Annotated in this window: 22 protein-coding genes; 10 read left to right on the top strand and 12 right to left on the bottom strand. The window is 71.7% G+C overall.

From position 1 onward, the window contains the following. The first annotated feature begins 17 nt into the window (after window positions 1-17). Genes AAHF99_RS08620 through AAHF99_RS08610 form a run of 3 tightly spaced genes read left to right on the top strand, consistent with a single transcriptional unit; the run spans window position 18 to window position 2747 of the window. Entirely contained in the window at window positions 18-1046 is a 1029-nt protein-coding gene (locus tag AAHF99_RS08620; RefSeq protein ID WP_342163764.1) for a cyclase family protein, read from the top strand. Window positions 1047-1059: 13 nt separating this feature from the next. Further along, the gene (locus tag AAHF99_RS08615) at window positions 1060-2007 is read left to right on the top strand and encodes a 3-hydroxyacyl-CoA dehydrogenase family protein (RefSeq protein WP_342163763.1); all 948 of its coding nucleotides are present in this window, start codon (window positions 1060-1062) and stop codon (window positions 2005-2007) included. After that, the gene (locus AAHF99_RS08610) at window positions 2004-2747 is read left to right on the top strand and encodes an SDR family NAD(P)-dependent oxidoreductase (RefSeq protein ID WP_342163762.1); all 744 of its coding nucleotides are present in this window, start codon (window positions 2004-2006) and stop codon (window positions 2745-2747) included. The genes AAHF99_RS08615 and AAHF99_RS08610 overlap by 4 nt, the downstream gene beginning before the upstream one ends. A gap of 134 nt (window positions 2748-2881) precedes the next feature. Here the strand turns inward: AAHF99_RS08610 and AAHF99_RS08605 are convergent, their stop codons facing one another. From AAHF99_RS08605 to AAHF99_RS08555, 11 genes are all read right to left on the bottom strand, one after another. Further along, complete coding sequence (locus tag AAHF99_RS08605; RefSeq protein ID WP_342163761.1) at window positions 2882-3472, bottom strand: histidine phosphatase family protein; 591 nt, start codon at window positions 3470-3472, stop codon at window positions 2882-2884. A 43-nt stretch (window positions 3473-3515) separates the two neighbouring features. Then, window positions 3516-3911 carry a VOC family protein gene (locus AAHF99_RS08600; protein ID WP_342163760.1) on the bottom strand — a complete coding sequence of 132 codons (396 nt, stop codon included), beginning with the start codon at window positions 3909-3911 and terminating at the stop codon, window positions 3516-3518. 55 nt (window positions 3912-3966) lie between these two features. Beyond that, window positions 3967-5109 (bottom strand): DNA replication/repair protein RecF, encoded by a 1143-nt coding sequence (recF, locus tag AAHF99_RS08595; protein ID WP_342163759.1) that lies wholly within the window; start codon window positions 5107-5109, stop codon window positions 3967-3969. A gap of 23 nt (window positions 5110-5132) precedes the next feature. After that, the gene (locus AAHF99_RS08590) at window positions 5133-7025 is read right to left on the bottom strand and encodes a response regulator (protein ID WP_342163758.1); all 1893 of its coding nucleotides are present in this window, start codon (window positions 7023-7025) and stop codon (window positions 5133-5135) included. Beyond that, window positions 7018-8724 (bottom strand): response regulator, encoded by a 1707-nt coding sequence (locus tag AAHF99_RS08585; protein WP_342163757.1) that lies wholly within the window; start codon window positions 8722-8724, stop codon window positions 7018-7020. The genes AAHF99_RS08590 and AAHF99_RS08585 overlap by 8 nt, the downstream gene beginning before the upstream one ends. Continuing rightward, a complete protein-coding gene (gene cheB, locus AAHF99_RS08580; protein WP_342163924.1) occupies window positions 8721-9773 on the bottom strand; it encodes a chemotaxis-specific protein-glutamate methyltransferase CheB in 1053 nt (350 codons plus the stop codon). Before cheB ends, AAHF99_RS08585 begins: the two co-directional genes overlap by 4 nt. Before the next feature lie 61 nt (window positions 9774-9834). Continuing rightward, window positions 9835-12048: a hybrid sensor histidine kinase/response regulator gene (locus AAHF99_RS08575; protein WP_342163755.1), complete on the bottom strand. Its 2214-nt coding sequence runs from the start codon at window positions 12046-12048 to the stop codon at window positions 9835-9837. 11 nt (window positions 12049-12059) lie between these two features. Continuing rightward, on the bottom strand, window positions 12060-13733 hold the full coding sequence (locus tag AAHF99_RS08570; protein WP_342163923.1) for a methyl-accepting chemotaxis protein: 1674 nt from the start codon (window positions 13731-13733) through the stop codon (window positions 12060-12062). Window positions 13734-13758: 25 nt separating this feature from the next. Then, window positions 13759-14292: a chemotaxis protein CheW gene (locus tag AAHF99_RS08565; protein ID WP_342163753.1), complete on the bottom strand. Its 534-nt coding sequence runs from the start codon at window positions 14290-14292 to the stop codon at window positions 13759-13761. Between the two features lie 2 nt (window positions 14293-14294). Further along, window positions 14295-15770: a CheR family methyltransferase gene (locus AAHF99_RS08560; RefSeq protein ID WP_342163752.1), complete on the bottom strand. Its 1476-nt coding sequence runs from the start codon at window positions 15768-15770 to the stop codon at window positions 14295-14297. Between the two features lie 6 nt (window positions 15771-15776). Further along, entirely contained in the window at window positions 15777-16277 is a 501-nt protein-coding gene (locus AAHF99_RS08555) for a chemotaxis protein CheW (protein ID WP_342163750.1), read from the bottom strand. Window positions 16278-16441: 164 nt separating this feature from the next. Here AAHF99_RS08555 and AAHF99_RS08550 point away from each other — a divergent pair, with 164 nt between their 5' ends. The 7 genes from AAHF99_RS08550 (at window position 16442) to AAHF99_RS08520 (ending at window position 23171) form a co-directional block, all read left to right on the top strand. Next, window positions 16442-16714: a hypothetical protein gene (locus tag AAHF99_RS08550; RefSeq protein WP_243956161.1), complete on the top strand. Its 273-nt coding sequence runs from the start codon at window positions 16442-16444 to the stop codon at window positions 16712-16714. 121 nt (window positions 16715-16835) lie between these two features. Beyond that, entirely contained in the window at window positions 16836-17633 is a 798-nt protein-coding gene (locus tag AAHF99_RS08545) for a DeoR/GlpR family DNA-binding transcription regulator (RefSeq protein WP_342163749.1), read from the top strand. 74 nt (window positions 17634-17707) lie between these two features. After that, entirely contained in the window at window positions 17708-19240 is a 1533-nt protein-coding gene (gene glpD / locus AAHF99_RS08540) for a glycerol-3-phosphate dehydrogenase (protein WP_342163747.1), read from the top strand. A gap of 64 nt (window positions 19241-19304) precedes the next feature. Next, on the top strand, window positions 19305-20810 hold the full coding sequence (gene glpK, locus AAHF99_RS08535; protein ID WP_342163745.1) for a glycerol kinase GlpK: 1506 nt from the start codon (window positions 19305-19307) through the stop codon (window positions 20808-20810). Window positions 20811-20857: 47 nt separating this feature from the next. Next, window positions 20858-21589, top strand: coding sequence for an MIP/aquaporin family protein (locus AAHF99_RS08530; protein ID WP_342163744.1), 732 nt, complete (start codon window positions 20858-20860; stop codon window positions 21587-21589). Between the two features lie 132 nt (window positions 21590-21721). Next, window positions 21722-22699 carry a lipoyl synthase gene (gene lipA / locus AAHF99_RS08525; RefSeq protein WP_342163742.1) on the top strand — a complete coding sequence of 326 codons (978 nt, stop codon included), beginning with the start codon at window positions 21722-21724 and terminating at the stop codon, window positions 22697-22699. 16 nt (window positions 22700-22715) lie between these two features. Continuing rightward, window positions 22716-23171 carry a type II toxin-antitoxin system RatA family toxin gene (locus AAHF99_RS08520; protein WP_243956171.1) on the top strand — a complete coding sequence of 152 codons (456 nt, stop codon included), beginning with the start codon at window positions 22716-22718 and terminating at the stop codon, window positions 23169-23171. Window positions 23172-23175: 4 nt separating this feature from the next. Here AAHF99_RS08520 and AAHF99_RS08515 read toward each other — a convergent pair whose 3' ends face one another. Beyond that, window positions 23176-24360, bottom strand: coding sequence for a GGDEF domain-containing protein (locus tag AAHF99_RS08515; protein WP_342163739.1), 1185 nt, complete (start codon window positions 24358-24360; stop codon window positions 23176-23178). Window positions 24361-24438 lie beyond the last annotated feature (78 nt).

Below are 24438 nucleotides of genomic sequence, written 5' to 3'. Positions count from 1 at the left end.
CGCGAGGGGAGACGCCGATGAACCCGCGCTGGACCCGCCGGCCGGAGGGCTCGACCTGGGGCGATTTCGGCCCCGACGACGAACGCGGCCGGCTCAACCTGCTGACGCCGCAGAAGGTGCTCCAGGGCGTCGCGGAGGTGCGCGAGGGCCTGACCTTCTGCCTCAGCCTGCCCCTCGACCTGCCGGGCGGCAACATCCTGAATGCCCGCCGCCACCCGCCGCGCATCACCCCGACCAAGCGCGCCAACGGCAAGCCGGTGACGAACTTCCTCGTCTGCGAGGAGGTGGACGGCGCGAGCGACGTGATCTGCGACGACCTCGCGGTGATCCACCTGCAATACTCGACGCAGTGGGATTCCCTCGCCCATGTCGGCTGCCTGTTCGATCCGGACGGGCGCGGCGCGGGGCCGACCTTCTACAACGGCTTCCGGGGCGGGCGGGACATCGTCGGCCCGAGCACCGCCGAGGACGCGAACAGTCCCTCGCGGGCGAAGCATCTCGGCATCGAACGCCTCGCCGAGGCCGGGATGCAGGGCAGGGCGGTGTTGATCGACCTGCGCGCCCATCTCGGCGACGCCAGGACGGTCGTGTCCTGGGAGATGCTGCGCGGCATCCTCGACGCGGACGGGATCACCGTCGAGGAGGGCGACATGGTCTGCCTCCATACCGGCTTCGCGCAGCGGCTGGTGGAGATGGGCGGGAACCCCGACCCGGACCTCGTGCACAGCCTCTGCGCGGCGCTCGACGGGCGCGACCCCGGCATCCTCGACTGGATCACCCGCTCCGGCCTCGTCGCCCTCATCGCCGACAATTACGCCGTCGAGGCCTATCCGGCCCGCCCGGCCAGGGGTGAGGGCTGCGCCATCCTCCCCCTGCACCAGCATTGCCTGTTCAAGCTCGGGGTGAATCTCGGCGAGTTGTGGCACCTCACGCCGCTGGCCGACTGGCTGCGCGCGCACGGGCGCCACCGCTTCCTCCTCACCGCGCCGCCCCTGCGCCTGCCCGGCGCCGTCGGCTCGCCCGCCACCCCCATCGCCACCGTCTGAGGAGCCAAGCGCCATGGAGATCGCTGTCGTCGGCGGTGGGCTGATGGGCCACGGCATCGCCCTGGTCCTCGCGCTGGCCGGGCATGGGGTGCGCCTCACCGACACCCGACCCGAGACCCGCGCGGCGGTGCCGGGCCTGATGGCCTCCGCCCTCGCGACGCTCCGCGAAGCCGGCGCCACACCGGAGGGCTGGGACGAGACCCGCCTGTCGCAAGCGGTGCGGATCGAAGCGGATCTGGCGGCCACGGTGGCGGGCGCGGGCCTCGTCATCGAGGCGATCACCGAGAACCCGGAGGCCAAGCGCGCCCTCTTCGCCGAACTCGACCGGCTGTGCGGACCGGAAACGATCCTCGCCAGCAACACGAGCTACCTCGACGTCTTCCCGCTGATGCCGGACTCCCGGCAGGCGCGGGCGCTGGTGATGCACTGGTACACCCCGCCCTACATCATCGACCTCGTGGACGTGGTGCCCGGCCCCGGCACCGATCCGTCGGTGATCGCGGCGATGAGCGACCTCGTGGTCGGCCTCGGCCAGAAGCCGGTGGTGCTGAAGCGCTTCGTGCCGGGCTACATCGCCAACCGCATCCAGCAGGCGATCAGCGCCGAGGTGTTCCACCTGCTGGACGAGGGCTACGCCAGCCCCCGCGAGATCGACGAGGCGATGATCCACGGGCTGTCCTTGCGCATCGCGATCCTCGGGCACCTCGCCAAGGCGGATTTCACCGGGCTCGAACTCACGCAGCGGGCGCTCGCCAACGGCAGCTACGCGCCCCCGCCGCAGCGCGAGCGCTCGGAGACCCTGGACGCCCTCTGCGCCGAGGGGCGCACGGGGGTGATGGCGGGGAAGGGCTATTTCGACTGGGGCGGCCGCGACCCGGCCGACCTGTTCCGCGAGCGCGACCGCAAGCTCCTGGCGCTCAAGGCGGCCATGGCCGGGATCGGCCGGATGGAGGGCACATGATCGGCGCCGACCTCTCAGGCAAGCGGGTGCTCGTCACGGGCGCCTCGTCCGGCATCGGGCTCGCCACCGTCGCCCTGTTCGCCCGCAACGGCGCGAGGGTCGCCCTCAACCACCTGCCCGACGATGCGCGCGGCCCCGCCGAGGCGGAGCGGCTGTCGGTCCTCGCCGTACCGGGGGACGTGTCGAAGCCCGGCGAGGCCGAGGCGATGGTGGCGCAGGCCATCGACCGCCTCGGCGGGCTCGACGTGCTCGTGAACAATGCCGGCACCTCCGGCACCACTGCGCCCATCGCCTTCGAGGATCTCGACGCGATGACGGAGGCGTTCTGGGACACGATCCTGTCCACGAACCTCATCGGGCCGTACCGCTGCGCCCGCGCCGCCGCCGAGGCCCTGCGGGAGACGCGGGGGGCCATCGTCAACACCGCCTCCGTGGCGGGTCTCGGGCGGCGGGGCTCGTCCATCGCCTATTCGGCGAGCAAGGCGGGGCTCATCAACCTCACCCGCAGCCTCGCACGGGCGCTGGCGCCGGAGATCCGCGTGAACGCCGTGGCGCCGGGCCTCGTGGAGACGCCCTGGACCAGCGCATGGCCCGCCGAGCGCAAGGTCGCCACCCTCGACCGGACCATGCTCGCGCGCCTCGCGACGCCGGAGGACATCGCGGAGACGATCTTCTTCCTCGGGGCCGGCGCCGCCTACATCACGGGCGAGACGATCACCGTGGACGGCGGGGCGAAGTAGGGACGCGCTTCGCCCCCGTCATCTCGGCCTCCCCCTCATCCTGAGGTGCCGGAGCGCAGCGCTGTCTGGAGCCCTCCTTCGAGGCCGCTGCGCGGCACCTCAGGATGAGGGAGAGGGCTGGAAGGACTTTCCCCTCAAGCCACCACCGGCTCCGCGTCGAGGTCGAGTTCGATCGTCGCGCAGTTCTCGAGGAACGTGCCGGTCAGGTGGTAGAAGAACGTGCCGTGGCCCACCACCGCGATGGTGCGCTCCGGCCGCGCCCGCAGCCATTCCCGGAAGGCGACCACCCGGTCGTCGAACAGATGACGGGGCTCGATCGGCAGGCCGAAGGTGGTCTCCGCGCCGTCCTCGGCGTGCCACCACACCTCCGGCAGGTGCCCGATGTCGAGATGCGGGAAATCCGCCGCCAGCTCGGAGGCCGCCCGGCCGACGTCGCAGCTGCTCTCCTGGCATTCCCGGTGCAGCACCTCCACGAGGATGCGCGGCTCGCTCGGGTGCCCCTCGAACGCCAGCGCAGCGGTCTGGATCGCCCGGGTGAGCGGCGAGACCACCACGAGGTCGAAGGGGATGTCGCGGAGCGCGGCGGCGGCGGCGCGTGCCTGCGCCTCGCCCTTGGGGGTGAGGCGCGCATCGCGGTGGTCCGGGTCGATCCCCGTCGCCCGGTGGGCGGCGTTGAAGGTCGATTCCCCGTGCCGGAGGCAGACGATGCGCGTGGTCTCTCTCATGGTACCTGAAGCTGGCCTGTGAAACGTGTGAGGGTGGAAGGCGTTACGAGAAGCGCCCGCCACGCTGGATGACCTCGATCTTGTAGCCGTCCGGGTCGGTGGCGAAGAAGAACGTCGCGAGCTGCGTCTCGCCGTGCTTGAGGGTCTTCACGTCGGTGACGGTGAAGCCCGCCTGCTTGTGCTTGGCGTGCTCGGCTTCGAGATCGTCCACCACGAAGGCGATGTGCCCGTAGCCGTCGCCGATGTCGTAGGGCTTCTCCCGGTCCTTGTTGACCGTCAGTTCCAGCTCGAAGGGCGAGGACGGGTCCTTGAGGTAGAGCAGGGTGAAATCCGGGAAGTCGTAGCGGTCGGACGGCTCCAGGCCGAAGGCGCGGGCATAGTAGTCGCGGGAACGCGCCTCTTCGCGCACGCGGATCATGCTGTGGACGGGCTTGGCCATGGTCTCGTCGCTTCCGTGGTCGGGTGGTGCCAATGTGGTGCACCGGGGCGATGCCTCAATGGCCGATGCGGACGGTCTCGATCATCGCCCCTGCCGGGGCGAAAGCCTCCGGGTCGGTGCCGGTCATCCACACTTGGCCGGAGAGGGCGTCCAGCGCCTCGAACAGGCCGAGCCGGCGGCGCGGGTCGAGATGGGCGGCGACCTCGTCCAGCAGGATCGCCGGGGGGATACCGCTCATCGCCCGCACCAGCCGCGCATGGGCGAGGACGAGGCCGATCAGCAGCGCCTTCTGCTCCCCCGTGGAGGCCGTGCCCGCCGGCACGTCCTTGGGGCCGTGGCGGACCACGAGGTCGCTGGTCTGCGGCCCGCTCAGGGTGCGCCCCGCCGCCCGGTCGCGGGGGCGGCCGTGCCGCAGGGCCTGCCGGAAGCGGTCCTCGGCCTCGATGGCAGGCCAGACGGCGACGAGGTCATCGAGGTCGCCTTCGAGGCGCACCGAGGCCCAGGGGAAGGGCTGCGCGTCGTCGCGGCTCTGGGCGATGAGGCGGTCGAGGCGTTCCACCGTCTCCCGGCGGGCGAGCGCCACCGCGACGCCGAGTTCCGCGATCTCCCGCTCGATGGCATCGAGCCAGCGGGCATCCTGGCCCGGCTCCTCCAGCAAGCGATTCCGGGAGCGCAGCGCCCGTTCGAGAGCCGAAACCCGCGTGCCGTGGCCGGCATCGACGGCCAGAACCAGCCGGTCGAGGAAGCGGCGGCGGTCGCCCGCCGGCCCCCGGAACAGGGCATCGAAATCGGGGGTGAGCCACACCACCCGGAAGAACTCGCTGAACGCCACGGGCGAGGAGGCGGCGGCGCCGTCGACCCGGCACAGGCGGCTCGCCCGGCCGTCGAAGCCCGGCGGCTCCATGCCGGTGCCGAGGCGGTGCTCCGCTCCGTCCCGGTCGAGGGTGAGGGAGACGGCGAAGCCCCCCGGCCCGCCGTTGCGCGCCATGGCCGAGAACTCGGCCCGGCGCAGGCCTCGGCCGGGGGCGAAGAGGGAGATCGCCTCCAGAATGTTGGTCTTGCCCGCCCCGTTCTCTCCCACCAGGGCGACGAGGCGCGCCCCCGGCTTCAGGTCGAGGTCGGCATGGTTGCGGAAGTCGCGCACGATCAAGCGGCTGAGGCGCTGATCGGGGACAGCCGAGGGGGACTCGTCGGACATGCGGGGCGCGCCGAGACCGGCCGTCAGGCCGCCCGGCCGGGATCGAGCAGGGCCGAGACACGGGTGGCGAGGTCCGCCGACCGGAACGGCTTGGCCAACACCGGCAGGTCCGCCGGGATCTGCATCGCCTCGGCATGGCCGGTGAGGATCAGCACCGGCATGCCGGGCACCCGCGCCTTCACCTCGGAGGCGAGTTCCACCCCGCTCATGCCCGGCATGGCGAGGTCGGCGACCACGAGGTCGAACCGTTCCCGCGTCAGCAGATCGAGGGCGGCGTGGCCGTTGCCGGCCTCGGTCTCGTCGTAGCCGAAGCCCGACAGGAACGAGGCGGTGACGTGGCGGACCTCCGGGTCGTCATCGACCACGAGGATGCGGGCCGGGCGGGCGGCGGCAGGCGCGGCGGGCTCACTGGCCTCGTCCACCTCCGGCGCCGAGGCGGCGAAGGGCAGGGCGAGTTCGACCCGCGTGCCCTTACCGACCTCGCTCTCGATGACGAGCCGCCCCTTCGATTGCTGGGCGAGGCCGAACACCATGGCGAGGCCGAGGCCGGTGCCCTGGCCCACGGCCTTGGTGGTGAAGAACGGCTCGCAGACCCGGCGCAGGATCTCCTCCGGGATGCCGGTGCCCTCGTCGCTCACGCGGATGGCGAGGTAGGTCCCGTCCCCGATCTCGGGATCGCCGTCGATCGCCATCTGCCGCGTGGCGATGGTGATGCGGCCGCCGTCCGGCATCGCGTCGCGGGCGTTGATGCAGAGATTGAGCACCGCCAGTTCGAGCTGGTCCGGGTCGACCTGCGCGGCGGGAAGGTCGGGGGCGAGGTCGGTGCTGACGGCGACGAGTCCGCCGAGGCTGCTCTTGAACAGCTCGCTCATGCCCTCGATCAGGGCGTTCACGTCGGTGGCCCGCGCCTGAAGGTCGTGGGCGCGGCTGAAGCTGAGGAGCCGCTTGGTGAGGGACGCGCCGCGCTCGGCCGCCCCGCGGGCGTTCTCGATCAGGCGCTGGACGCGCGGCAGGTCGGCGACCTTCGGCGCCGCGAGTTCGAGGCTGCCGAGGATCGCGGTGAGCAGGTTGTTGAAGTCGTGGGCGATGCCGCCCGCGAGGGTGCCGAGGGCCTGCATCTTGTCCGATTGGCGCAGCCGTGCCTCCAGGCTCTTCTGCTCGGTGACGTCCCGCTCGATCACCGCGATATGCGAGACCGCGCCGCTGGCGTCGCGGATCGGCACACGGGTGAAGTGGCTCCACGTCTCGGCGCCGGGCGGCCCCTCGCTGACGAGGGTTTCCGCCACCGTGCCGAGGCGCATCGCCTCCTCGTCGGCGGAGGCCTCGGCCTGGGCCTTGGGTTCGGGCAGGTCGGCCTCGCGCAGGCCGAGGCAATCGGGCAGGTCGCGCTTGAGGAGGGTGGCCTTGCGCGCGTTGAGGCGCACGAAACGCCCGCCCGCGTCCTTAAAGCTGATCGCGTCGGCGGCGTGGTCGAGGAGGCCGCGCAGCAGCGCCCGTTCGGTGGCGAGGTCGCGCCCGAGCTGATGCCGCTGGTAGGCCTGGGCGACGGTGCCGCGCAGGATGCCGGGGTCCCACGGCTTCGTCACGTAGCCGACGATGCCGCCCCGGTTGAGGGCCGCGATCACGGCGGTGATGTCGGCATATCCGGTGAGGAGGATCGCCTGCGCATCGTGGAAGGCGCGGGCCTCGGCGAGCAGGGCGTCGCCGGTCAGGCCGGGCATCCGCTGGTCGGAGACGATGACGGCGATGTCCGGTTCGGCGCGGAGGATGTCCAGGGCGTCGGCGGGCCGGCTCGCGGTCAGGACGCGGTAGGAATCCTCGAACAGGTCCTCGAGGGCGATGAGGATATCGGGCTCGTCATCGACAGCCAGAATCGTGCCCGTGCGAGCCGAAAGACCTCCCCCGATGTCACTCATGAGCGCGCGCCGCCTGCCGCGGAATCCCGATCACGAAGCAGGCACCTCCCCCTGGGGCCGTCTCCACGGTCAGCGAGCCGCTATGCGCCTGAACGACGCTGTATGCAATCGCCAGACCGAGGCCCGTCCCGGCCCCGACCGGCTTCGTGGTAAAGAACGGCTCAAAGATCTTCTCGCGCAGATCTTCGGGAATACCGGGGCCGGTGTCGCTGATGCGGATCTCGTCGCAAGTGTCGTCGGAATGGGTGGCCACGCGCACCGTGCCGCCCTCCGGCATCGCGTCGGCGGCGTTGCCGAGGATGTTCATCACCACCTGATTGAGCAGCGCCGGGGTGCAGTGGATCTCCGGCCGCCCGGAGAAGGTGCGCTCCACCGCGATCCGGTCCCCGAGCTTGTGCTGCAGGAGCGCGAGCACGGTCTCGATCGCCTCCGGCACGTTCACGAGGGAGCGCTCGCCCTCGTCGAGGCGCGAGAACTTGCGCAGGTTCAGGACGAGGTCCTGGATCCGCGTCAGGCCGAGCCGCATGGCGCCGACGCGGCTGCGGGCCTTCTCGATGGAGCGGGCGGCGGTGGGATCTCCGGTGGTGGGGAGTTCGCCCAGCACGCGCTCGACCGTACCCTGGTGCGCCAGGATGAAGGCCAGCGGGTTGTTGATCTCGTGCGCGATGCCCGCGACCAGCTCGCCGAGGGAGGCCATCTTCGCGGCCTGGACCAGCTTCGCCTGCGCATCGGTGAGGCGGCGGTTGGCGTCGGCGAGGTCGCGGTTCGCCCGCTCCAGGGCGTCGGCGAGGCTAGCCCGCGCCTCGGCGGCCTCGGCCTCGGCCAGCGCCCGCTCCACGGCGCGCTCGCGCTGCCCGAACTCCCCCGCGATGCGGCGGTCGTCCTCTTCGAGTAGGCGGCGGCGGACGTAGCCGCGCACCCGTAGCGCCAGCACCTCCGCATCGGTCTTGGAGATGACGTCGTCGGCGCCGGCCGCGAAGGCCTGGACGAGGAAATCCTTGGCCGGATCGCTGCCGGAGATGGCGACGAGGTGGAAGCCCGCCCCGGCCGCGCCTTCGCGCCGCCGGCCGATCTCCGCGCAGAGGGTCAGCCCGTCGTAATCGTGGCCCAGCAGGTCGAGGGTCACGCAATCGAAGGCGTTGCCGTCGCCGTCGAGGGCGGCCAGGGCCGCCCCGGCGCTCTCGGCCACCGTGACCTGATGCCCGTCCTGGCCCAGGAGGCCGGCGAGGAAGGTGCGGTAGGTGGCGCTCCCGTCGATCACGAGGACGCGGCCCCGGCGGAAGGCCGCCGCGCCGGGGTTGTCGTCCCCCGCCCGGCGCTCGCGCAGCAGGGCGCGGATGCGCAGGATCATCAGGTCGCGGTCGGCGGATTTCGGGAGGTAGGCGTCGGCGCCGCTCTCCAGCCCCTGGCGCTCGCCGCCGTTGCCGCCCGTCAGCATCAGCACCGGCAGGGCGCGGGTGCGCAGCGACAGGCGCATCTGCCGGATCAGCTCGTCGCCGTTCATGCCGGGCAGGTGATAATCGGCCACGACGAGGTCGGGCTGCGCCTCGTTGAGGGCGTCGAGCGCGGTCTCGGCGCTGGCGCAGCGCGACACGCCGAAGCCGTTGGCTTCGAGGAACAGCCGCAATTCGAGGGCCTGGGTCTCGGAATCCTCGACGAGGAGGATCCGCGCCGGCTCGCCTGCGGCCGGCGCCGTCACGGCACCGAACCCGGCACGGCGAGGCGCATGACGTGGGCGGCGATCCGGTCCAGCGGCAGCACCGCCCGCGCCGCGCCGAGGCGCACCGCCGCCGCCGGCATCCCGTAGACCACCGCCGTGCTCTCGTGCTCGGCCACTGTCTGGGCGCCGGCCCCGTGCATGTCGAGGAGCCCCGCCGCGCCGTCCTCGCCCATGCCGGTGAGGAGCGCGCCGATGGCCGAGGCCCCCGCCTGCCTCGCGATGGAGCGGAACAGCACCGTCGCCGCCGGGCGCTGGCCCGAGACGGCGGGGGTGTCGACCACCCGCAGCACCCGGTTGGAGCCGAGTTCGAGGTGGCGATCCCCGGGGGCGACGTAGACCCGGCCGGGCTCCGCGCGCTCGCCGTCGCGGGCGAGGCCCACGGGCAGGGCGACGACGCTGTCGAGCCACGCGGCGAAGCCTTCCATGAAGGCCGGGCCCATGTGCTGCACCAGCAGGATCGGCAGGGGGAAGGTCTCGGGCAGGGCGCCGATCACCTTGGCGAGCGCCGGCGGCCCGCCCGTCGAGGCGGCGATGCCGAAGACGCTCGGCGACTGGCCCGGCACGACGGGCATGGGCGATGGGGCGGCGGCGGGCGCGGTGCGCCCGGCCCATTCCGCGCCGATCGGCCGGCGCCGGATCACCGGCACCTGGGCCATGATGCGCAATTGCGTGCAGATCTCGCCCGCCACCGCCTCGTAGCCCGCATGGGTCGTAGCGACGGGCTTTTCCACCACGGAGAGGGCGCCGGCACGCAGGGCATTCATCGAGATGTGGAGGGAGGAATCCTCCACCGCGTCGGCGATGACGACGATGGGGGTCGGCCGCTCGGCCATGATCCGCCGCGTGGTCTCCAGCCCGTCGATGCCGGGCAGGCGGATGTCCATCGAGATCACGTCGGGGCGGTTGCTGGCGATCGACGCCAGGGCCTCCTCGCCGGAGGCGACCGCCGCGACGAGTTCGAGCCGGGGATCGCGCGAAACGATGTAGCGCAGCAGCTCCCGCACCACGAGGCTGTCCTCGACGATCATCACCCGGACGGGACTCACGGCAGGTCTCCTTCGGGAGCTTCTCGGGCGAAAGCGGGCCGGGTCACAGCAATTGTCCGATCGTGTCGAGGAGCTTGCGCTGGTCGAAGCTCTGCTTGGTCAGGTAGGCGTCGGCCCCGAGGTCGAGGCCGCGCGCCACGTCCTCGGCGTCGCCGCGCGAGGTCATCAGCACCGTCGGCAGGCGGGCGAAGCGCTCGTCGGCGCGCAGGGCCTTGAGCAGGCCGAACCCGTCGAGGCGGGGCATCTCCACGTCGGCGAGCACGAGGTCCACCGGCTCGACCTCGGCGCGCAGCCGGTCGAGGGCGTCCTGTCCGTCCACGCAGACGACGACACGGTAGCCTGCCGCCTCCAAGATGCCCTTCTCCAAGGTGCGGGTGGTGATCGAATCGTCCACGACGAGGATCGTCGTGCGCCCGGCGGCACGCCCGCCGGGTTTCGGCGTGGTGTTCGGGTCCGAACGTGGCGCCTGCCCCTGGGTTCCGGCCGCTCCCGCACGCGCGGCGAGACCGTCCGGGTCGAGGACGAGGACCGGCCGGTCGCCCGGCAGGATCGCGGTGCCGCCGATCAGCCCGGAATCGCCCCCGACCTCGGGCGCGGGCAGGACGAGGAGGGAGCGCACGTCGCTCAGGCGGTCGACCGCGATCGCCGCCCGCCCATGCTCAGAGCGCAGGACGATGGCGGTCAGCCGCGCGGCGTCGGGATCGGGCGCGGCGCCGAGCATCGCGGCGAGGTCGGCGATGGGCAGGGCCTCGCCGTCGCCCTCGGCGGGCAGGACGGTGCGGCCCATGGAGTGGGGCAGGTCGGCGCGGGGCAGGCGCACCAGCCGCTCCACCGCCGCCGAGGGCAGGGCGCAGGTATGCCCGCCGGCCTCCACGAGGAGCAGGCTGCGCCGCGCCGCCGAGAGGGGCAGGCTGAAGACGAGGCTCGTGCCTGCGGGGGAGCGGGGCTCCAGCCGGGCGCTGCCCTGGAGCGAGCGCGCGGCGTCGGCGGCGACCGACAGGCCGTAGCCCCGGCCCGACAGGGTGTCGATGGCGTCCGCCGTGGAGAAGCCCGGCTCGAAGACGAGGCGCAGCAGCGTCTCCGCGTCGGGGGTGGATTCGGGCGCGAGGAGCCCGCGCTCCCGCGCCACCGCCTCGATCCGGCCGAGGTCCGGCCCCGGCCCGTCGTCGTGGACCGCCACCCGCAGCCGGCCGCCGCGCAGGGCGACTTCCAGCACGAGGCCGAGCGTGTCCGGCTTGCCCGCCGTGCGACGGGCCTCCGGCGGCTGCCACGCATGGCTCAGGGCGTTGCGGAGCGCGTGGAGGAGGGGGTCCTTGAGCGCCTGAAGGGTCGCGCGCTCCACCGGGATGTCGAGGCCGGCGACGGCGAGATCGACCTCGCGGCCCTGCTCCCGCGCCGTGTCGCGGATCGTGCGGGCGAGGGGGCCGAGCACGGTCTCGGCCGGCACCAGGGCGAGGCGTTCCGTCTCGGCGCGCACCCGCGCCGCCGCGCCCTCGACGGCGCCGAGGGAGGCCGATTGCCGCCGCGCATGCTCGGCGGCTTCCCGCGCCAGGGTCGCGAGGCCGGCGGCCACTGCCCGCTGCCCCGGCCCGGTCTGGTCGAGGGAATCGGCCTTGGCCTGAAGGTCGCGCAGGGCGGCGGCGATCCGGCCCATCCCCTCGGCCACCGAGGCCTTGGCGGAGAGGGTCGTGGAGAGGTCGGCGCTGGCCCGCAGGAGGGCGGCCACCGTCTCCGCCGGCACCCGCAGGAAGGCGGTGGCGGGCTCCTGCAGCTCGGCCGGACGCTCCGGCGCGGGCTTCTTCGGGGCGGGAGCAAGAGCGGGCTGAGGCGGGGGCGCAGGCGAGGGAGGCGGCGGCTCCGCGGCGGCGGGGGCCGGGGGCGCGCTCGGGGTCAGGCCGAGGAGTCGGCCCAGCGCGTCGAGGCCGTCGCCCGGCATGTCCGGGCCGGTGCCGCCGTCGAGGCCCGCAACGTAGGCCTCGATCCGGTCGAGGGCGAGTTCCACCGCCGAGGCGGCCTCGCGGTCCAGCGCCATGCCGCCGGTGCGGACGCGCTCGAACAGCGTCTCCAGCCGGTGCGAGACCGCCTCCACCGGGGGCAGGTCGACGGCGCGGGAAGCGCCCTTCAGGCTGTGCGCCCGGCGGAACACGTCGTTCCAGTCGGGCGCGTCGGCGCGGAGTGCCGCCCGGATCGCCGTGATGTGCTCCCGGTGCTCGACGTCGAAGGCCGCGAGGAGCAGCTGGCGGATGTCCGTCGCCATGAATTACGCCTTCAGGTGCGGTACCGCTCCGCGAGCGCCATCAGCGCCTGCGCGAGCTCGGTCATGTTGGCCGAGGCGGTCTCGACCTGCCGCGTCCCCGCCGCCGTCTGCTGGCTCGCCTGACGGATGTTCTGCAAAGCCCCCATCACCTGCTCGATCCCGAGCTGCTGCTGGTTCGTCGAGGCCACGATCTGCTGGAACGTCTGCACGTTCTCCTCGAACCGCGCCGTGATCTCCTCGATGGTCCGCTGCGTCGTGTCCGAGCGCGTCTTGCCCACCGCCGAGCGCTTCACCGCCTCCTCCGTCAGCATCACCGAGGTGTTGATGCCCCGCTGGATCTCCCCGAGGATCGCCCGCACCTGACCCGTGGCCGCCTTCGCCTGATCGGCGAGCAGCTTCATCTCCGAGGCCACCACCGCGAAGCTGCGCCCGCTCTCGCCGGCCGCCGCCGCCTCGATGGCCGCGTTCAGCGCCAGCAGGTGCGTGCGCTCCGAGATGTCGTTGACGCTCTCGATGATCTCACCGATCGCCTGGGTCTTCTCCGAGACGCCGACGATGTTGCCGGCCACCGCCTCGGCCTGCTCGCGGATCGCATCCATCGCCTGGGCGGTGTCGGAGACGGCGCGCAGGCCCTGCCGCGAGGTCTTGGCCGTGGCCTGGGCGGTGGCGATGACCTCGCTGGCGCGTTTCGAGATCTGCGCCCCGGAATGGGTGATCTCGTCCACCGTGGCGGCGGTCTCCTGCACGGCGGCGAATTGCTCCTCGACCGAGGCCGCCTGTTCCTGCGCCGAGGCGCGGATCTCGGCCGCCGCCGCGTTCAAGTCGGCGGTCGCCGCCCGGTTCGTGCGGGCGAGGTCCGACAGGCTCTCGACCATGCCGTCGAGGGTGCGCCCGAGGCGGGCGATCTCGTCCTGCCCGCCGAGGCGCAGGCGCCCGGTGAGATCGCCGTCGCCGACCTTGCCGACGAAGGCCATGACGGTGTTCAGCGGCCGCACCACGGCGCGGGTGACGAGGTAGGTCACGAGGAAGGCGAGCAGCACCGCCGCCAGCAGCGTTAGGGTGATCGACAGGCGCGAGCGCTCGTAGATCTCCGTCGCCACCCGCTGGCCGACCGTGACGCTCTCGTCGAGGGAGGCGCGGGCACGCTCCACCGCCGCCGTGGTCGCCGCGTATTGCCGGCCGAGCTCGTCGTTGCCGTCCTCGACCGCCTGGATGTTGCCGTCGACCGCCGCCTGGATCTGCCGCTCGCCGCTGTCGCGGTAGCGGCGGAACGTGTCGCTCGCCAGGGTCAGGGCGGCCTGCAGCTTCTCGAAGGTGGCCGCCCGGTCGGACGAGATGGCGGCCTTCTGGAACTCCGCAGCCTCGCGCGACAAATCGCCGAACAGCTTGTCGGAGGACGCGCTGTTCTTGCGCCACTGCGTGAGGATATCCGCCTCGCGCGCCTGCCGGCCCTGTGCCTTCAGGAGCGAGGCGATCACCGCGTCCCGCCGGAGCACGCCGAGGTCGCGGGTCTGGTTCCCGAGCTCGTCGAGCTGGCGCATGATCAGCAGGTCGCGCGCGACGATGCGGTCCGTCGTCTCGCGCACGGCGCCGACCTGCCCGATGGCGTAGAGGCCCAGCGCCACCAGCACGGCCGTGACGGCGAAGAAGCCGAGGAGGATGCGTCGTCCGATCGAGATGGTCAGGGCCGGGCTCCGGAGGGTCAGAGGGTCAGGCGATCACCCGTCGCAGCACCTGCGCCGGGTCGATGATGGTGAAATCCAGGCTGCCCTCGGCGGCCGGGACATAGGCGGAAGCGGAGCCGTTGCCCAGGGAGCCGTCCTCGCCCTCGGGCTGGGCACCGTCCTGCACGGCACGCACGATGGCGAGCGCCCGCCCGACGCTGAGAGCCACGGGCGGCTCCCGGCGCAGGACCACGAGGTGGTCGCGGGTGCCGTCGGACGCGTCGGGCCGCCCCAGGGCGCGGGCGAGGCCGATCACCGGCACGATCCGCCCCGAGAGGGCGACGTAGCCCGAGAGGGCCGGGGCCGTCCCCGGCACGGGGGTGCAGGGGCGGCCGGGCAGGACCTGCGCCACGCTGGCGAGGGGCAGACCGATCCGGTCGTCGCCGCAGGTGCAGACGAGATACGGGAAGGTCGCCCGCTCCGGCGCGGCGGCGCCCTCCGCGCGGCGGGCGAGGGCGAGGGTGCGCGCGGCCTTGATGTCCCGGATGCGGGTGGAATCGCGCTCCGTCGCGTCGCGCATGGTCAGGCCCGCCCCCGCATCGTCTCAAAGCTCCGGCCCAGGGCGGCGGAGACGCCGGCCGCGACGTCACGCGCCAGCGCCCCGTCGCCTTCCGGCAGCACCGTGTCGGGGGGAAGGGATTGGCTGAGGGCGAAGGCATTGTCGAGGGCCCTGACCGCCTCGACCCGGCGGCCGAGGCCAAGGAGCAGCAGGCCGAGATGGTAATGGGCCATCACGAAATGGCGGTCGAGGTAGAGCGCCGCCCGCAGCGCCCGCTCCGCTTCCGCCTCCCGCCCGAGGCTTACGGCGACGAGCCCCTCGTAGAAACGCAGGCCCGCATGGGTCGGGTCCGCGTCGAGGGCTTCCCGCAGGACCCGCCACGCCGCGCCGGTCTCACCGGCATCGGCCAGTATCCGCACGCGGTCGAGGGGCGCGGCGTCCTCGTTCCCCTCTTCGGTCTCTCCCTCAACCTCATCCTGAGGTGCCGCGTCAGCGGCCTCGAAGGAGGGCTCCAGGATTGGCTTTGAGACCTCGACCGCCCTTTCGACGCTCGCCAGGACGGGCAGTTCGGGGAGTATGAACGGCACGGGAGGCACCGGCTCGGGAGACAAACGTCCCCCCGGCCGGTAGGCGACGGTGCCCGGCAGGCTGACCGGATCGAGGAAGGCCGAAAAGGTCGGGTTCGGCTCGGCATGGCCCAGCAGGAGCCAGCCCTCCGGCCGCAGCCGCCGGCCGAGGCCGTGGACCACGCGGGTGACGGTGGCCGCGTCGAAATAGATGAGCACGTTGCGGCAGAGGATGAGGTCGTAGCCCTCCTCCCCACCACCCGGAGGCTCGGCGACCTTGAGCAGGTTGCCCTGCGTGAACCGGACCATCGCCCGGAACTCGGGCCGCAGGGCGAAACCGCCCTCCCGGCGCAGGCCCGGCTCCGGCGGGAGGTGGGTGAAGTAGCGCAGGCGCTCCTCCGGCGGCATCGTCCGCAGGGCCCAGCGCCCATATTCGGCCGCCCGCGCCGTGGCGATGGCCTCCGCGCTGATGTCGGTGCCGAGGATCGTCACCCGCCATTCGGGCAGCGCCTCGCCCAGGATCTCACGCACGAGGATCGCCAGGGAATAGGGCTCGGCCCCCGTGGAGCAGCCCGCACTCCAGATCCGCAGCCGCTTCTCCGACCGGCGGAAGTCGACGAGATCGGGCAGGATCGTGCCGCGCAGGGCGGTGAACTGCTCGCTGTAGCGGAAGAAGAACGTCTCCCCGATGGTGATCTCGGCTTCGAGCCGCGCCCATTCCGCCTCGCCCTGGGTCGGCTCGTCGAGGAGGGCAGCGAAGCCCGCGAGATCGGGCGCCCCCGTCGCCCGCATCCGGCGATACAGGCGCTCCAGCAGCAGGTCGTCCTTGTCGCTGTAATAGGCGTGGCCGGTGCGCGCGATAATCCGCGCCTTGAGCGCGGCGTAGGCGGGCTCGACGGCGGGGTCGGGTCGGGGCTTGCCCGGCCGGCGCATCCGGGGTCAGGCCGAAGCGGGATCGGGCAGGGCGGACAGGCGCGCGGCGGCGGCACGGGCCAGCCCCTCGACGCGCGCACGCTCGGCATGGGTGAGAAGGCGCTCGGGGTCGAGGGCGGGCACGAGGCGGTCCTTGATGACGAGGCCTGATGCGACGCAACCGTTCAGACTCGCCTCCGGATCCGCCGCGCGGTGCGCGTCGGGCGTCACGGTCGCGAGATCCGCCACCCGGTCGACGAGCCACGCGAGGGAGCGGTCGCGGGCCAGGATCAGATGGGCATAGAGTCCTGGCCCGGCGGAGGCGTCGCGCAGGCCGAGCAACGCGGCGAGGTCGAGCACCGGCACGGGGCGCCCGCCGAGGTTCACGAGGCCGAGGAGCCAGCCGCCGGAGGCCGGGGCGGCCTGCAGTTCCGGCAGAGGCAGCACCTCCGCGACGGCCTCGCGGGGCAGGGCGCAGGCCGTGCCGGCCACGTCCAGGATCAGATAGGCCGTCGATTCGCCCGCCACGTCAGCCTCCCGAGACGGCTCAGGGTAAGCCGACGTTCTCGATCGGTCATTGCCCACCGAAAATGTCTTAACTGCGGAACCATGTCCTCGTTAGGGGCTTTGGCGAGGCGCGGCGCCGCTGTTCATGCGAGGGGCGAGCGCTCGCGGATGGAAGGACTACACCCATGAGGAGCATTCTGCTCGGCGCCGCGGCGCTCACCCTGATCGCCGGCTCGGCCTTCGCCCAGGGCGGCTCGCCCTACAACACGTCCGGCGCGCAGGCCGGTGGCCCCCGTGGCGGCATGGAGCGCCGCATGGGCGATGCCCCGATGACGGGCGCCCCGATGGCCGGTGCCCCGATGGCGGAAGGCCGCCCGATGATGAAGCGTCACCGGATGCACAAGCGCATGCACCATCGCAAGATGCATCACCGCAAGATGATGCGCCACGGCATGTAAGCCGATCAGGCCCGCGCCTCGCGGGCCTTTTTTTCGCGACGAGCCTCCCGGACGGCGCGTTTGCGCGCCCGCGCAACACCGTTATGTTGCGAAGCGAAAACGAGCCGGGCGGGAGGAATCGATGGCGCAGCCGGTGGAGCACCGGGGCGAGGGCGGCGTCGAGGCGCGGCGCGAGGCCATCGTCACCGCCGTGCGCCAGCGCGGCTTCATGACCATCGAGGCCCTGGCCGGTCAGTTCGGCGTAACCGTCCAGACGATCCGCCGCGATCTCAACGAACTCAGCGCCGAGGGCCGCCTGGAACGCTACCGGGGCGGCGGCGGCCTGCCCTCCAGCGTCGAGAACATCGACTACGCCGACCGGCGGGTGACGCTGCTCGCGGAGAAGACACGCATCGGCCGCCTCGCCGCGAGCCGGATCCCGTCGCACTGCTCGGTCTTCGTCAACATCGGCACCACGCCGGAGGCGGTCGCCCGCGAGCTGACCCGCCACGACGACCTCAGCGTCATCACCAACAACCTGCACGTGGCGCTGTCGCTCGCCGACGCCACCGCGTTCCGCATCGTCGTGGCCGGGGGAACCGTGCGCAACCGCGACGGCGCCGTGCTCGGGCAGCTCACCAGCGACACGCTGGGCCAGTTCCGGGTGGACGTGGCCGTGATCGGCATCAGCGGCATCGACGCGGACGGGGCGCTGCTCGATTACGATTACGAGGAGGTCCGCGCCACGCAGGCGATCCTGGCCCATGCCAAGCGCACCTTCCTTGTGGCCGACCACACCAAGTTCACCCGCCGCCCGATGGTGCAGGCGGGTCATCTCTCGCAGATCGACACGTTCTTCACCGACAGGCCGCCGCCGGCCGGCATCGCCGCCATGATGGAGCGGGAGGGCGTGACCCTGGCCGTCGCCGATGAGCCGTAACGAACATTCAATTTTCGCTTGCGAAAATCCGAATCGGGTCTAGGATCGCCGCCAACGAACAAGCGGAGGAACCCATGGCGACCGCCTCGCCCCCACGCGGAGAGCCCGACGTCTACGATCTCCTCGTCGTCGGCGGTGGGATCAACGGCACCGGCATCGCCCGGGATGCGGCCGGTCGCGGCCTCTCGGTCCTGCTCGCAGAGCGGGGCGATCTGGCCGGGTCCACCTCCTCGTCCTCGACGAAGCTGATCCACGGCGGCCTGCGCTACCTCGAATATTACGAGTTCCGCCTCGTCCGCGAGGCCCTGGCCGAGCGGGAGCGCCTGCTGCGCCTCGCCCCCCACGTCATCTGGCCGCTGCGCTTCGTGCTACCGCACGACAAGGGCCTGCGCCCCGCATGGCTGCTGCGGATGGGCCTGTTCCTCTACGATCACCTGGCGCGGTTGCGAACGCTGCCGGGTTCGGAATCGGTCGATCTACACCGCTCGCCCGTTGGGCGCCCGCTGCAGGACCGCCTGACCAAGGGCTTCCTCTATTCGGATTGCTGGGTCGAGGACAGCCGCCTCGTCGTGCTGAACGCCATGGACGCGCAATCGCACGGCGCCACGATCCTGACCCGCACCGGCGTCGCCTCGGCGCGGCGCGAGGGCGACCTCTGGGTGGCGCGGCTGCACGACGAGCGCAGCGGGACCGACCGCACCGTGCGCGCCAAGGCGGTGGTGAACGCCGCCGGCCCCTGGGTGAGCAAGACGCTCGGCGGCACGCTGGGCATCAACTCCCGCGCCGCCGTGCGGCTCATCAAGGGCAGCCACATCGTGGTGCGCAAGCTGTTCGAGGGCGATCAGGCCTACATCCTGCAGCAGCCCGACAAGCGCATCATCTTCGCGATTCCCTACGAGCGCGACTTCACGCTCATCGGCACCACCGACGTGCCCTATGATGGCGAGCCCGGACCGGTTTCGATCTCGGGGGAGGAGACCGACTACCTCTGCTCCTGCATCAACCGCTCTTTCAAGACGGCGATCGGCCCGTCCGACGTGGTGTGGAGCTATTCGGGCGTGCGCCCCCTCTACGACGACGCGGCGGAGAACGCCTCGGCCGTCACGCGGGACTACGTGCTCGATGTCGAGGATGCGGGCGGGCGGCTGCCGGTGCTCTCGGTGTTCGGCGGCAAGATCACGACCTATCGCCGCCTCGCCGAGCACGCGCTGGAGAAGCTGGCGCCGTATTTCCCCGGCCTGAAGCCGGCCTGGACGGGGGAGGGCGTCCTCCCCGGCGGCGACATGCCGGACGCCGACTTCGACACCTTCCTCGCGGACCTGAAGCGGCGCCGGCCCTTCCTGCCGGACGAGCTGGCCCGGCGCCTCGCCCGCGCCTACGGCACGAAGGTCGAGATCCTGCTCGGCCACGCGACCACGATGGCCGATCTCGGCGAGGCCTTCGATGGCGGCCTCACGGCGGCGGAGGTCGATTACCTGCGCGACCACGAATGGGCGGTGAGCGCCGAAGACATCCTGTGGCGCCGCTCGAAGCTCGGCCTGCGCACCAGCCCCGAGAGCGCGGCGCGGCTCTCCACCTATCTCGACCGCCACGCCGTGGCGGCCTGACCGCACCACATCCCACGACCCCGAACCGGCCTGAGACCGGAGGGGACCGACCAAGGAGGAAACGATGAGCCGTTACGTCGGGGCCATCGACCAGGGCACGACCAGCACCCGCTTCATGGTGTTCGACCGTGAAGGCACGGTGATCACGGTCGCGCAGGAGGAACACGCGCAGATCTATCCGGCGCCGGGCCATGTCGAGCACGACGCCGCCGAGATCTGGGCGAAGACGCGGAAGGTGATGCGGGAGGCCCTGGCCAAGGGCAACCTCACGCCGCAAGACCTCGCGGCCATCGGCATCACCAACCAGCGCGAGACGACGGTCATCTGGGACCGGACGACCGGCCGCCCCCTGCACAACGCCCTGGTCTGGCAGGACACCCGCAACGACCGGCTCGTTTCGGAATTCGCCCACCAGGGCGGGCGCGACCGGTTCCGCGACCTCACCGGCCTGCCGCTGGCGAGCTACTTCTCCGGCCTGAAGCTGCGCTGGCTCCTCGACCACGTGGACGGCGCCCGCGAGAAGGCGGAGGCCGGCGACGTGCTGTTCGGCAACGTCGACACGTGGCTGCTCTGGAACCTGACCGGCGGGCCGGAGGGCGGCCTGCACGCCACCGACGTGACCAATGCCAGCCGCACGCAGCTGATGTCGCTGAAGACCCTCGACTGGGACGAGGGGATGCTCAGGGAGTTCGGCATCCCCCGGGCGATGCTGCCGAAGATCGTCTCCTCCAGCGAGGTCTACGGCGAGGCGAAAGGCGATTTCGCGGGCGTGCCCATCGCCGGTATCCTCGGCGACCAGCAGGCGGCCCTGTTCGGCCAGACCTGCTTCACCCCCGGCGAGGCCAAGAACACCTACGGCACCGGCTGCTTCGCGCTGATGAACACGGGCGAGGAGGCGGTGCCCTCGAAGGCCGGTCTCGTCACCACGCTGGGCTACCGCCTCGACGGGCAGAAGCCGGTCTACGCGCTCGAAGGCTCCATCGCCATCACCGGCGCCCTGGTGCAGTGGCTGCGCGACAACCTGCACATGATCAAGGATTCGGCCGAGGTCGAAACCCTGGCCGCCACCGTCGAGGACAATGGCGGCGTCTACTTCGTGCCAGCCTTCTCGGGCCTCTACGCGCCGCATTGGAACGAGGGCGCGCGCGGCCTGATCATCGGCCTCACCCGCTACGCCAACCGGGGCCACATCGCCCGCTCGGTGCTGGAGGCGACCGCCTTCCAGACCCGCGAGGTGCTGGCCGCCATGGCCAAGGATTCCGGCATTCCGGTGAAGGAGTTGCGGGCCGATGGCGGCATGGTCGCCAACGGGACGCTGATGCAGTTCCAGGCCGACATCCTCGACGTGCCCGTCGTCCGGCCGAAGGTCTCGGAGACGACGGCACTGGGTGCCGCCTACGTCGCCGGCCTCGCGGTGGGCTACTGGAAGGGGCTCGACGACCTCAAGCGCAACTGGGGCGTCGACAAGCGCTGGACGCCGCAGATGGACGCCGCCCGCCGCGAGACCACCGCGGCCATGTGGAGCCGCGCGGTGGAGCGCTCCTTCGATTGGAAGGCCGACGAGGACTGATCGGCCGCCGAACCAGAACAAGACTGCAACTACGGGGAGAATACGTCATGGCATCGCCGTTCCTGGGCGAGATGCTGGGCACGATGACGCTCATCGTGCTCGGCGACGGTGTGGTGGCGGGGGCGCTGCTGAAGCGCTCCAAGGGCGAGGCGATGGGCTGGATCGGCATCACCGCCGGCTGGGCCTTCGCGGTGCTCGCAGGCGTGTTCGTGGCGAACGCCACCGGCAGCGCCGACGCTCATATCAACCCGGCGGTGACGCTGGGCGGGGCGATCAGCACGGGCGATTATACGAGGCTCGCAATCTACCTGCCGGCGCAGTTCCTCGGGGCCTTCCTCGGCGCGGTTCTCGTGTGGCTGCATTACCTGCCGCACTGGGCGGAAACGCCGGACAAGGACCTGAAGCTCGCCGTGTTCTGCACCGGCCCGGCCATCCGCAACGCGCCGGCCAACATGATCTCCGAGATCGTGGGTACCTTCTTCCTCGTCCTCACCATCGCCGCCCTGGTGGCCACCACCTCCGGCAATGCCGGCGCCTTCCCGCGCGGCGTCGCGCCCTACCTCGTGGCGATGCTGGTCTGGGGCATCGGCCTCTCGCTCGGCGGCACCACCGGCTACGCCATCAACCCCGCCCGCGACCTCGGCCCCCGCATCGCCCACGCCGTGCTCCCCATCGCGGGCAAGGGCTCGTCCGATTGGGGCTACGCGCCGATCCCCGTGGCGGGGCCGGCCATCGGGGCGATCCTGGCGGGATTGTTCGTGCGGCTGCTCGGGATCTGATCCGCACCAACCCCGTGACACCGCCCGCATTCGGTCGCGCTCCGTGGTCGCGCCCGTTTGCGGCGGCGGCGTGAAGCGCCTAAGTCAGCGGCATCCTTTCTGAATGCGCGCCCCGGCGCGACCCGGTTGCCCATGGCCGTCGTCCTCGACATCCTCAAGAATGACCCGCGGCCGCCGCGCCATCCGGAAAAGGCCCACCGGCCCGACCAGCAGGTCGCGCTGAAGAAGCCGGACTGGATCCGCGTCAAGGCGCCGGGCTCGAAGGCCTGGGGCGAGACGCGGGCCATCGTGCGCGAGCACGGCCTCGTCACCGTCTGCGAGGAAGCGGGCTGCCCGAACATCGGCGAGTGCTGGGAGAAGCGGCACGCCACCTTCATGATCATGGGCGACACCTGCACGCGGGCCTGCGCCTTCTGCAACGTGCGCACCGGCCTGCCGGAGGGCCTGGACGCCGCCGAGCCGGAGAAGATCGGCGACTCGGTCGCCAAGCTCGGCCTGCACCATGTCGTCATCACCTCGGTCGACCGCGACGACCTCAAGGATGGCGGCGCCGAGCATTTCGCCCGCACCATCGCGGCGATCCGCCGGGCGAGCCCCGGCACCACCGTCGAAATCCTGACCCCCGATTTCCTGCGCAAGGACGGCGCCCTGGAAACGGTCGTCGCGGCCCGGCCCGACGTATTCAACCACAACCTGGAAACGGTGCCCGCGAAGTACCTGACGGTGCGCCCCGGCGCCCGCTACTTCCACTCGGTGCGCCTGCTGCAGCGGGTGAAGGAGCTCGATCCGACGATCTTCACCAAGTCCGGCATCATGGTCGGTCTCGGCGAGGAGCGGAACGAGGTGCTGCAACTGATGGACGACCTGCGCTCGGCGGACGTCGATTTCCTCACCATCGGCCAGTATCTCCAGCCGTCGAAGAAGCACCACGCGGTGATGCGTTTTGTCCCGCCGGACGAGTTCAAGGGTTACGAAACCACGGCCTATGCCAAGGGTTTCCTCCTCGTGTCGGCGACGCCGCTGACGCGCTCGTCCCACCATGCCGGCGAGGACTTCGCCCGGCTTCAGGCGGCCCGGCTCGCCAAGCTGTCGCCCGCACTGTCCGCCTGAGGAAAGTCCCTTCGGAATGCCATCCTTCCGGGTCACGCGCCGGGTGCGGCACACTGCCCAGCAGATGTACGACCTCGTCGCCGACGTCGAACGCTATCCCGAGTTCCTGCCGCTCTGCGAGTCCCTGCGCGTCATCCGCCGCCAGGACATGCCGGAGGGCGGGCATGTCCTGATCGCGGAGATGGGCGTCGGCTACAAGGCGATCCGCGAGCGGTTCACCACCCGCGTCTCCCTCGATCCCGGGGGGCGGAAGATCGTGGCCGAATACATCGACGGCCCGTTCCGGCATCTGGAGAACCGCTGGACGTTCAAGGAGGCCGAGGGCGGCACCTGCGACGTCGACTTCTTCATCACCTACGAGTTCAAGAGCCGGGCGCTCGGCCTGCTGATGGGCTCGATGTTCGACCGCGCCTTCCGCAAGTTCACCGACGCCTTCGAGGGCCGGGCGGCGCGCATCTACGGCGTCGCCTGACCGCTCAAGCCGCCGCCGGCCCCGCCACCTCGACGCGGTTCCGCCCGAGCGCCTTCGCCCGGTAGAGCGCCCGGTCGGCGTTGGCGAGAAGCTGGCCGAGATCGCCCCGGCCGGGCCGCCCCTCCGCGAGGCCGACGCTCACCGTAGCCCGGATGCCCTCGACGGAGGTCTCCGCGAACCGCGCGGCCACCGCCTCGCCGATCCGGCGCGCCTCCGCGAGGCCGCGCCCCGGCAACAGCGCGGCGAACTCTTCCCCGCCGAGCCGCGCGACCACGGGGTCCGGCACCTCGACGTCGCGGATGAGGTCGCGCACCACGATGGCGAACAGGCGGATCACCGCGTCGCCGGCCGCATGGCCGTGGCGGTCGTTGATCGCCTTGAAGTGGTCGAGGTCGAAGGCGAGCAGCGAGACCGGGGCGTCGGTGCCGCGCGCGGCCAGCATGAACTCCCCCTGCTCGAAGAAGCCGTGCCGGTTCGAGAGGCCGGTGAGGTAATCCGTCCGCGCGGCGGCGCGCAGGCGGTCCTGAGCCTCCTCGCGGACCAGGGAGACGAAGGTCATCGGCACCGCGATGGAATACAGCACCGCCTCGTACATCGTGATGTTGGCGACCACCGAGAGGATGTCGGCACCGTAGGTGGCGGCCAGCGGCGGCACCACGAAGGCGCGGGCGCAGTAGAACAGGGCGTGCCCGGCGGGGATCGCCACGGCGAGGGGCCGGGAGCGCAGGCGCCGCAGGGCGCGGCTGCGATAGGTGACGAGGGCGGTCAGGCCGCAGATCGCCGCGATAGGCAGCGCGGCGACGTGGTTCCAGAAGGCCGCCGGGAAATGCACCCCCGCCACGGCCCAGAGCAGGGCGAGGCCGAGGAGCAGGGCCGCGTACCAGCGCAGCCCCCCGACCGGTCCGTCGAGAAGGCGCACGCCGTGTAGCCACGTCAGGTAGCCGGAGACGAACAGGATGTTGGCCGCCGCGAGCCCGGTGATGCCGGGCAGGCTGAAGCGGTTCATCGCCATGATGGCGCCGGCCGTGAAGATCACGGAGCCGGAGGCCCAGAAGCCGAGCTCCGCCGCGCGGAACGGCTGTGCCATCCGCTCCCACAGCATCATCGCCGCTCCGGTGAGCAGCGTGCCGACGAGCAGGAAGTAGAGAGTGTGAAGATCGATCTGCATCGTGGTCACAGCGAGATGCATCGGCAGTATCACCACCGCGCTCGAATAATCCCTTACTGCACCGCCATCGCGTTCGATCGTGGTTAAGGCCGCTTGTTT

It is taken from the genome of Methylobacterium litchii (assembly GCF_038442315.1).
Lineage (GTDB): Bacteria > Pseudomonadota > Alphaproteobacteria > Rhizobiales > Beijerinckiaceae > Methylobacterium > Methylobacterium litchii.
This window is presented reverse-complemented; position numbering and strand designations above follow the sequence as displayed.

Excerpts from the sequence above, each read along its gene's own strand:
- AAHF99_RS08620 (WP_342163764.1), top strand. The coding sequence starts at position 18 with ATGAACCCGCGCTGGACCCGCCGGCCGGAGGGCTCGACCTGGGGCGAT.
- AAHF99_RS08615 (WP_342163763.1), top strand. The coding sequence starts at position 1,060 with ATGGAGATCGCTGTCGTCGGCGGTGGGCTGATGGGCCACGGCATCGCC.
- AAHF99_RS08610 (WP_342163762.1), top strand. The coding sequence starts at position 2,004 with ATGATCGGCGCCGACCTCTCAGGCAAGCGGGTGCTCGTCACGGGCGCC.
- AAHF99_RS08605 (WP_342163761.1), bottom strand. The coding sequence starts at position 3,472 with ATGAGAGAGACCACGCGCATCGTCTGCCTCCGGCACGGGGAATCGACC.
- AAHF99_RS08600 (WP_342163760.1), bottom strand. The coding sequence starts at position 3,911 with ATGGCCAAGCCCGTCCACAGCATGATCCGCGTGCGCGAAGAGGCGCGT.
- recF (WP_342163759.1), bottom strand. The coding sequence starts at position 5,109 with ATGTCCGACGAGTCCCCCTCGGCTGTCCCCGATCAGCGCCTCAGCCGC.
- AAHF99_RS08590 (WP_342163758.1), bottom strand. The coding sequence starts at position 7,025 with ATGAGTGACATCGGGGGAGGTCTTTCGGCTCGCACGGGCACGATTCTG.
- cheB (WP_342163924.1), bottom strand. The coding sequence starts at position 9,773 with ATGATCGTCGAGGACAGCCTCGTGGTGCGGGAGCTGCTGCGCTACATC.
- AAHF99_RS08575 (WP_342163755.1), bottom strand. The coding sequence starts at position 12,048 with ATGGCGACGGACATCCGCCAGCTGCTCCTCGCGGCCTTCGACGTCGAG.
- AAHF99_RS08565 (WP_342163753.1), bottom strand. The coding sequence starts at position 14,292 with ATGCGCGACGCGACGGAGCGCGATTCCACCCGCATCCGGGACATCAAG.
- AAHF99_RS08560 (WP_342163752.1), bottom strand. The coding sequence starts at position 15,770 with ATGCGCCGGCCGGGCAAGCCCCGACCCGACCCCGCCGTCGAGCCCGCC.
- AAHF99_RS08550 (WP_243956161.1), top strand. The coding sequence starts at position 16,442 with ATGAGGAGCATTCTGCTCGGCGCCGCGGCGCTCACCCTGATCGCCGGC.
- AAHF99_RS08545 (WP_342163749.1), top strand. The coding sequence starts at position 16,836 with ATGGCGCAGCCGGTGGAGCACCGGGGCGAGGGCGGCGTCGAGGCGCGG.
- glpD (WP_342163747.1), top strand. The coding sequence starts at position 17,708 with ATGGCGACCGCCTCGCCCCCACGCGGAGAGCCCGACGTCTACGATCTC.
- glpK (WP_342163745.1), top strand. The coding sequence starts at position 19,305 with ATGAGCCGTTACGTCGGGGCCATCGACCAGGGCACGACCAGCACCCGC.
- AAHF99_RS08530 (WP_342163744.1), top strand. The coding sequence starts at position 20,858 with ATGGCATCGCCGTTCCTGGGCGAGATGCTGGGCACGATGACGCTCATC.
- lipA (WP_342163742.1), top strand. The coding sequence starts at position 21,722 with ATGGCCGTCGTCCTCGACATCCTCAAGAATGACCCGCGGCCGCCGCGC.
- AAHF99_RS08520 (WP_243956171.1), top strand. The coding sequence starts at position 22,716 with ATGCCATCCTTCCGGGTCACGCGCCGGGTGCGGCACACTGCCCAGCAG.
- AAHF99_RS08515 (WP_342163739.1), bottom strand. The coding sequence starts at position 24,360 with ATGCATCTCGCTGTGACCACGATGCAGATCGATCTTCACACTCTCTAC.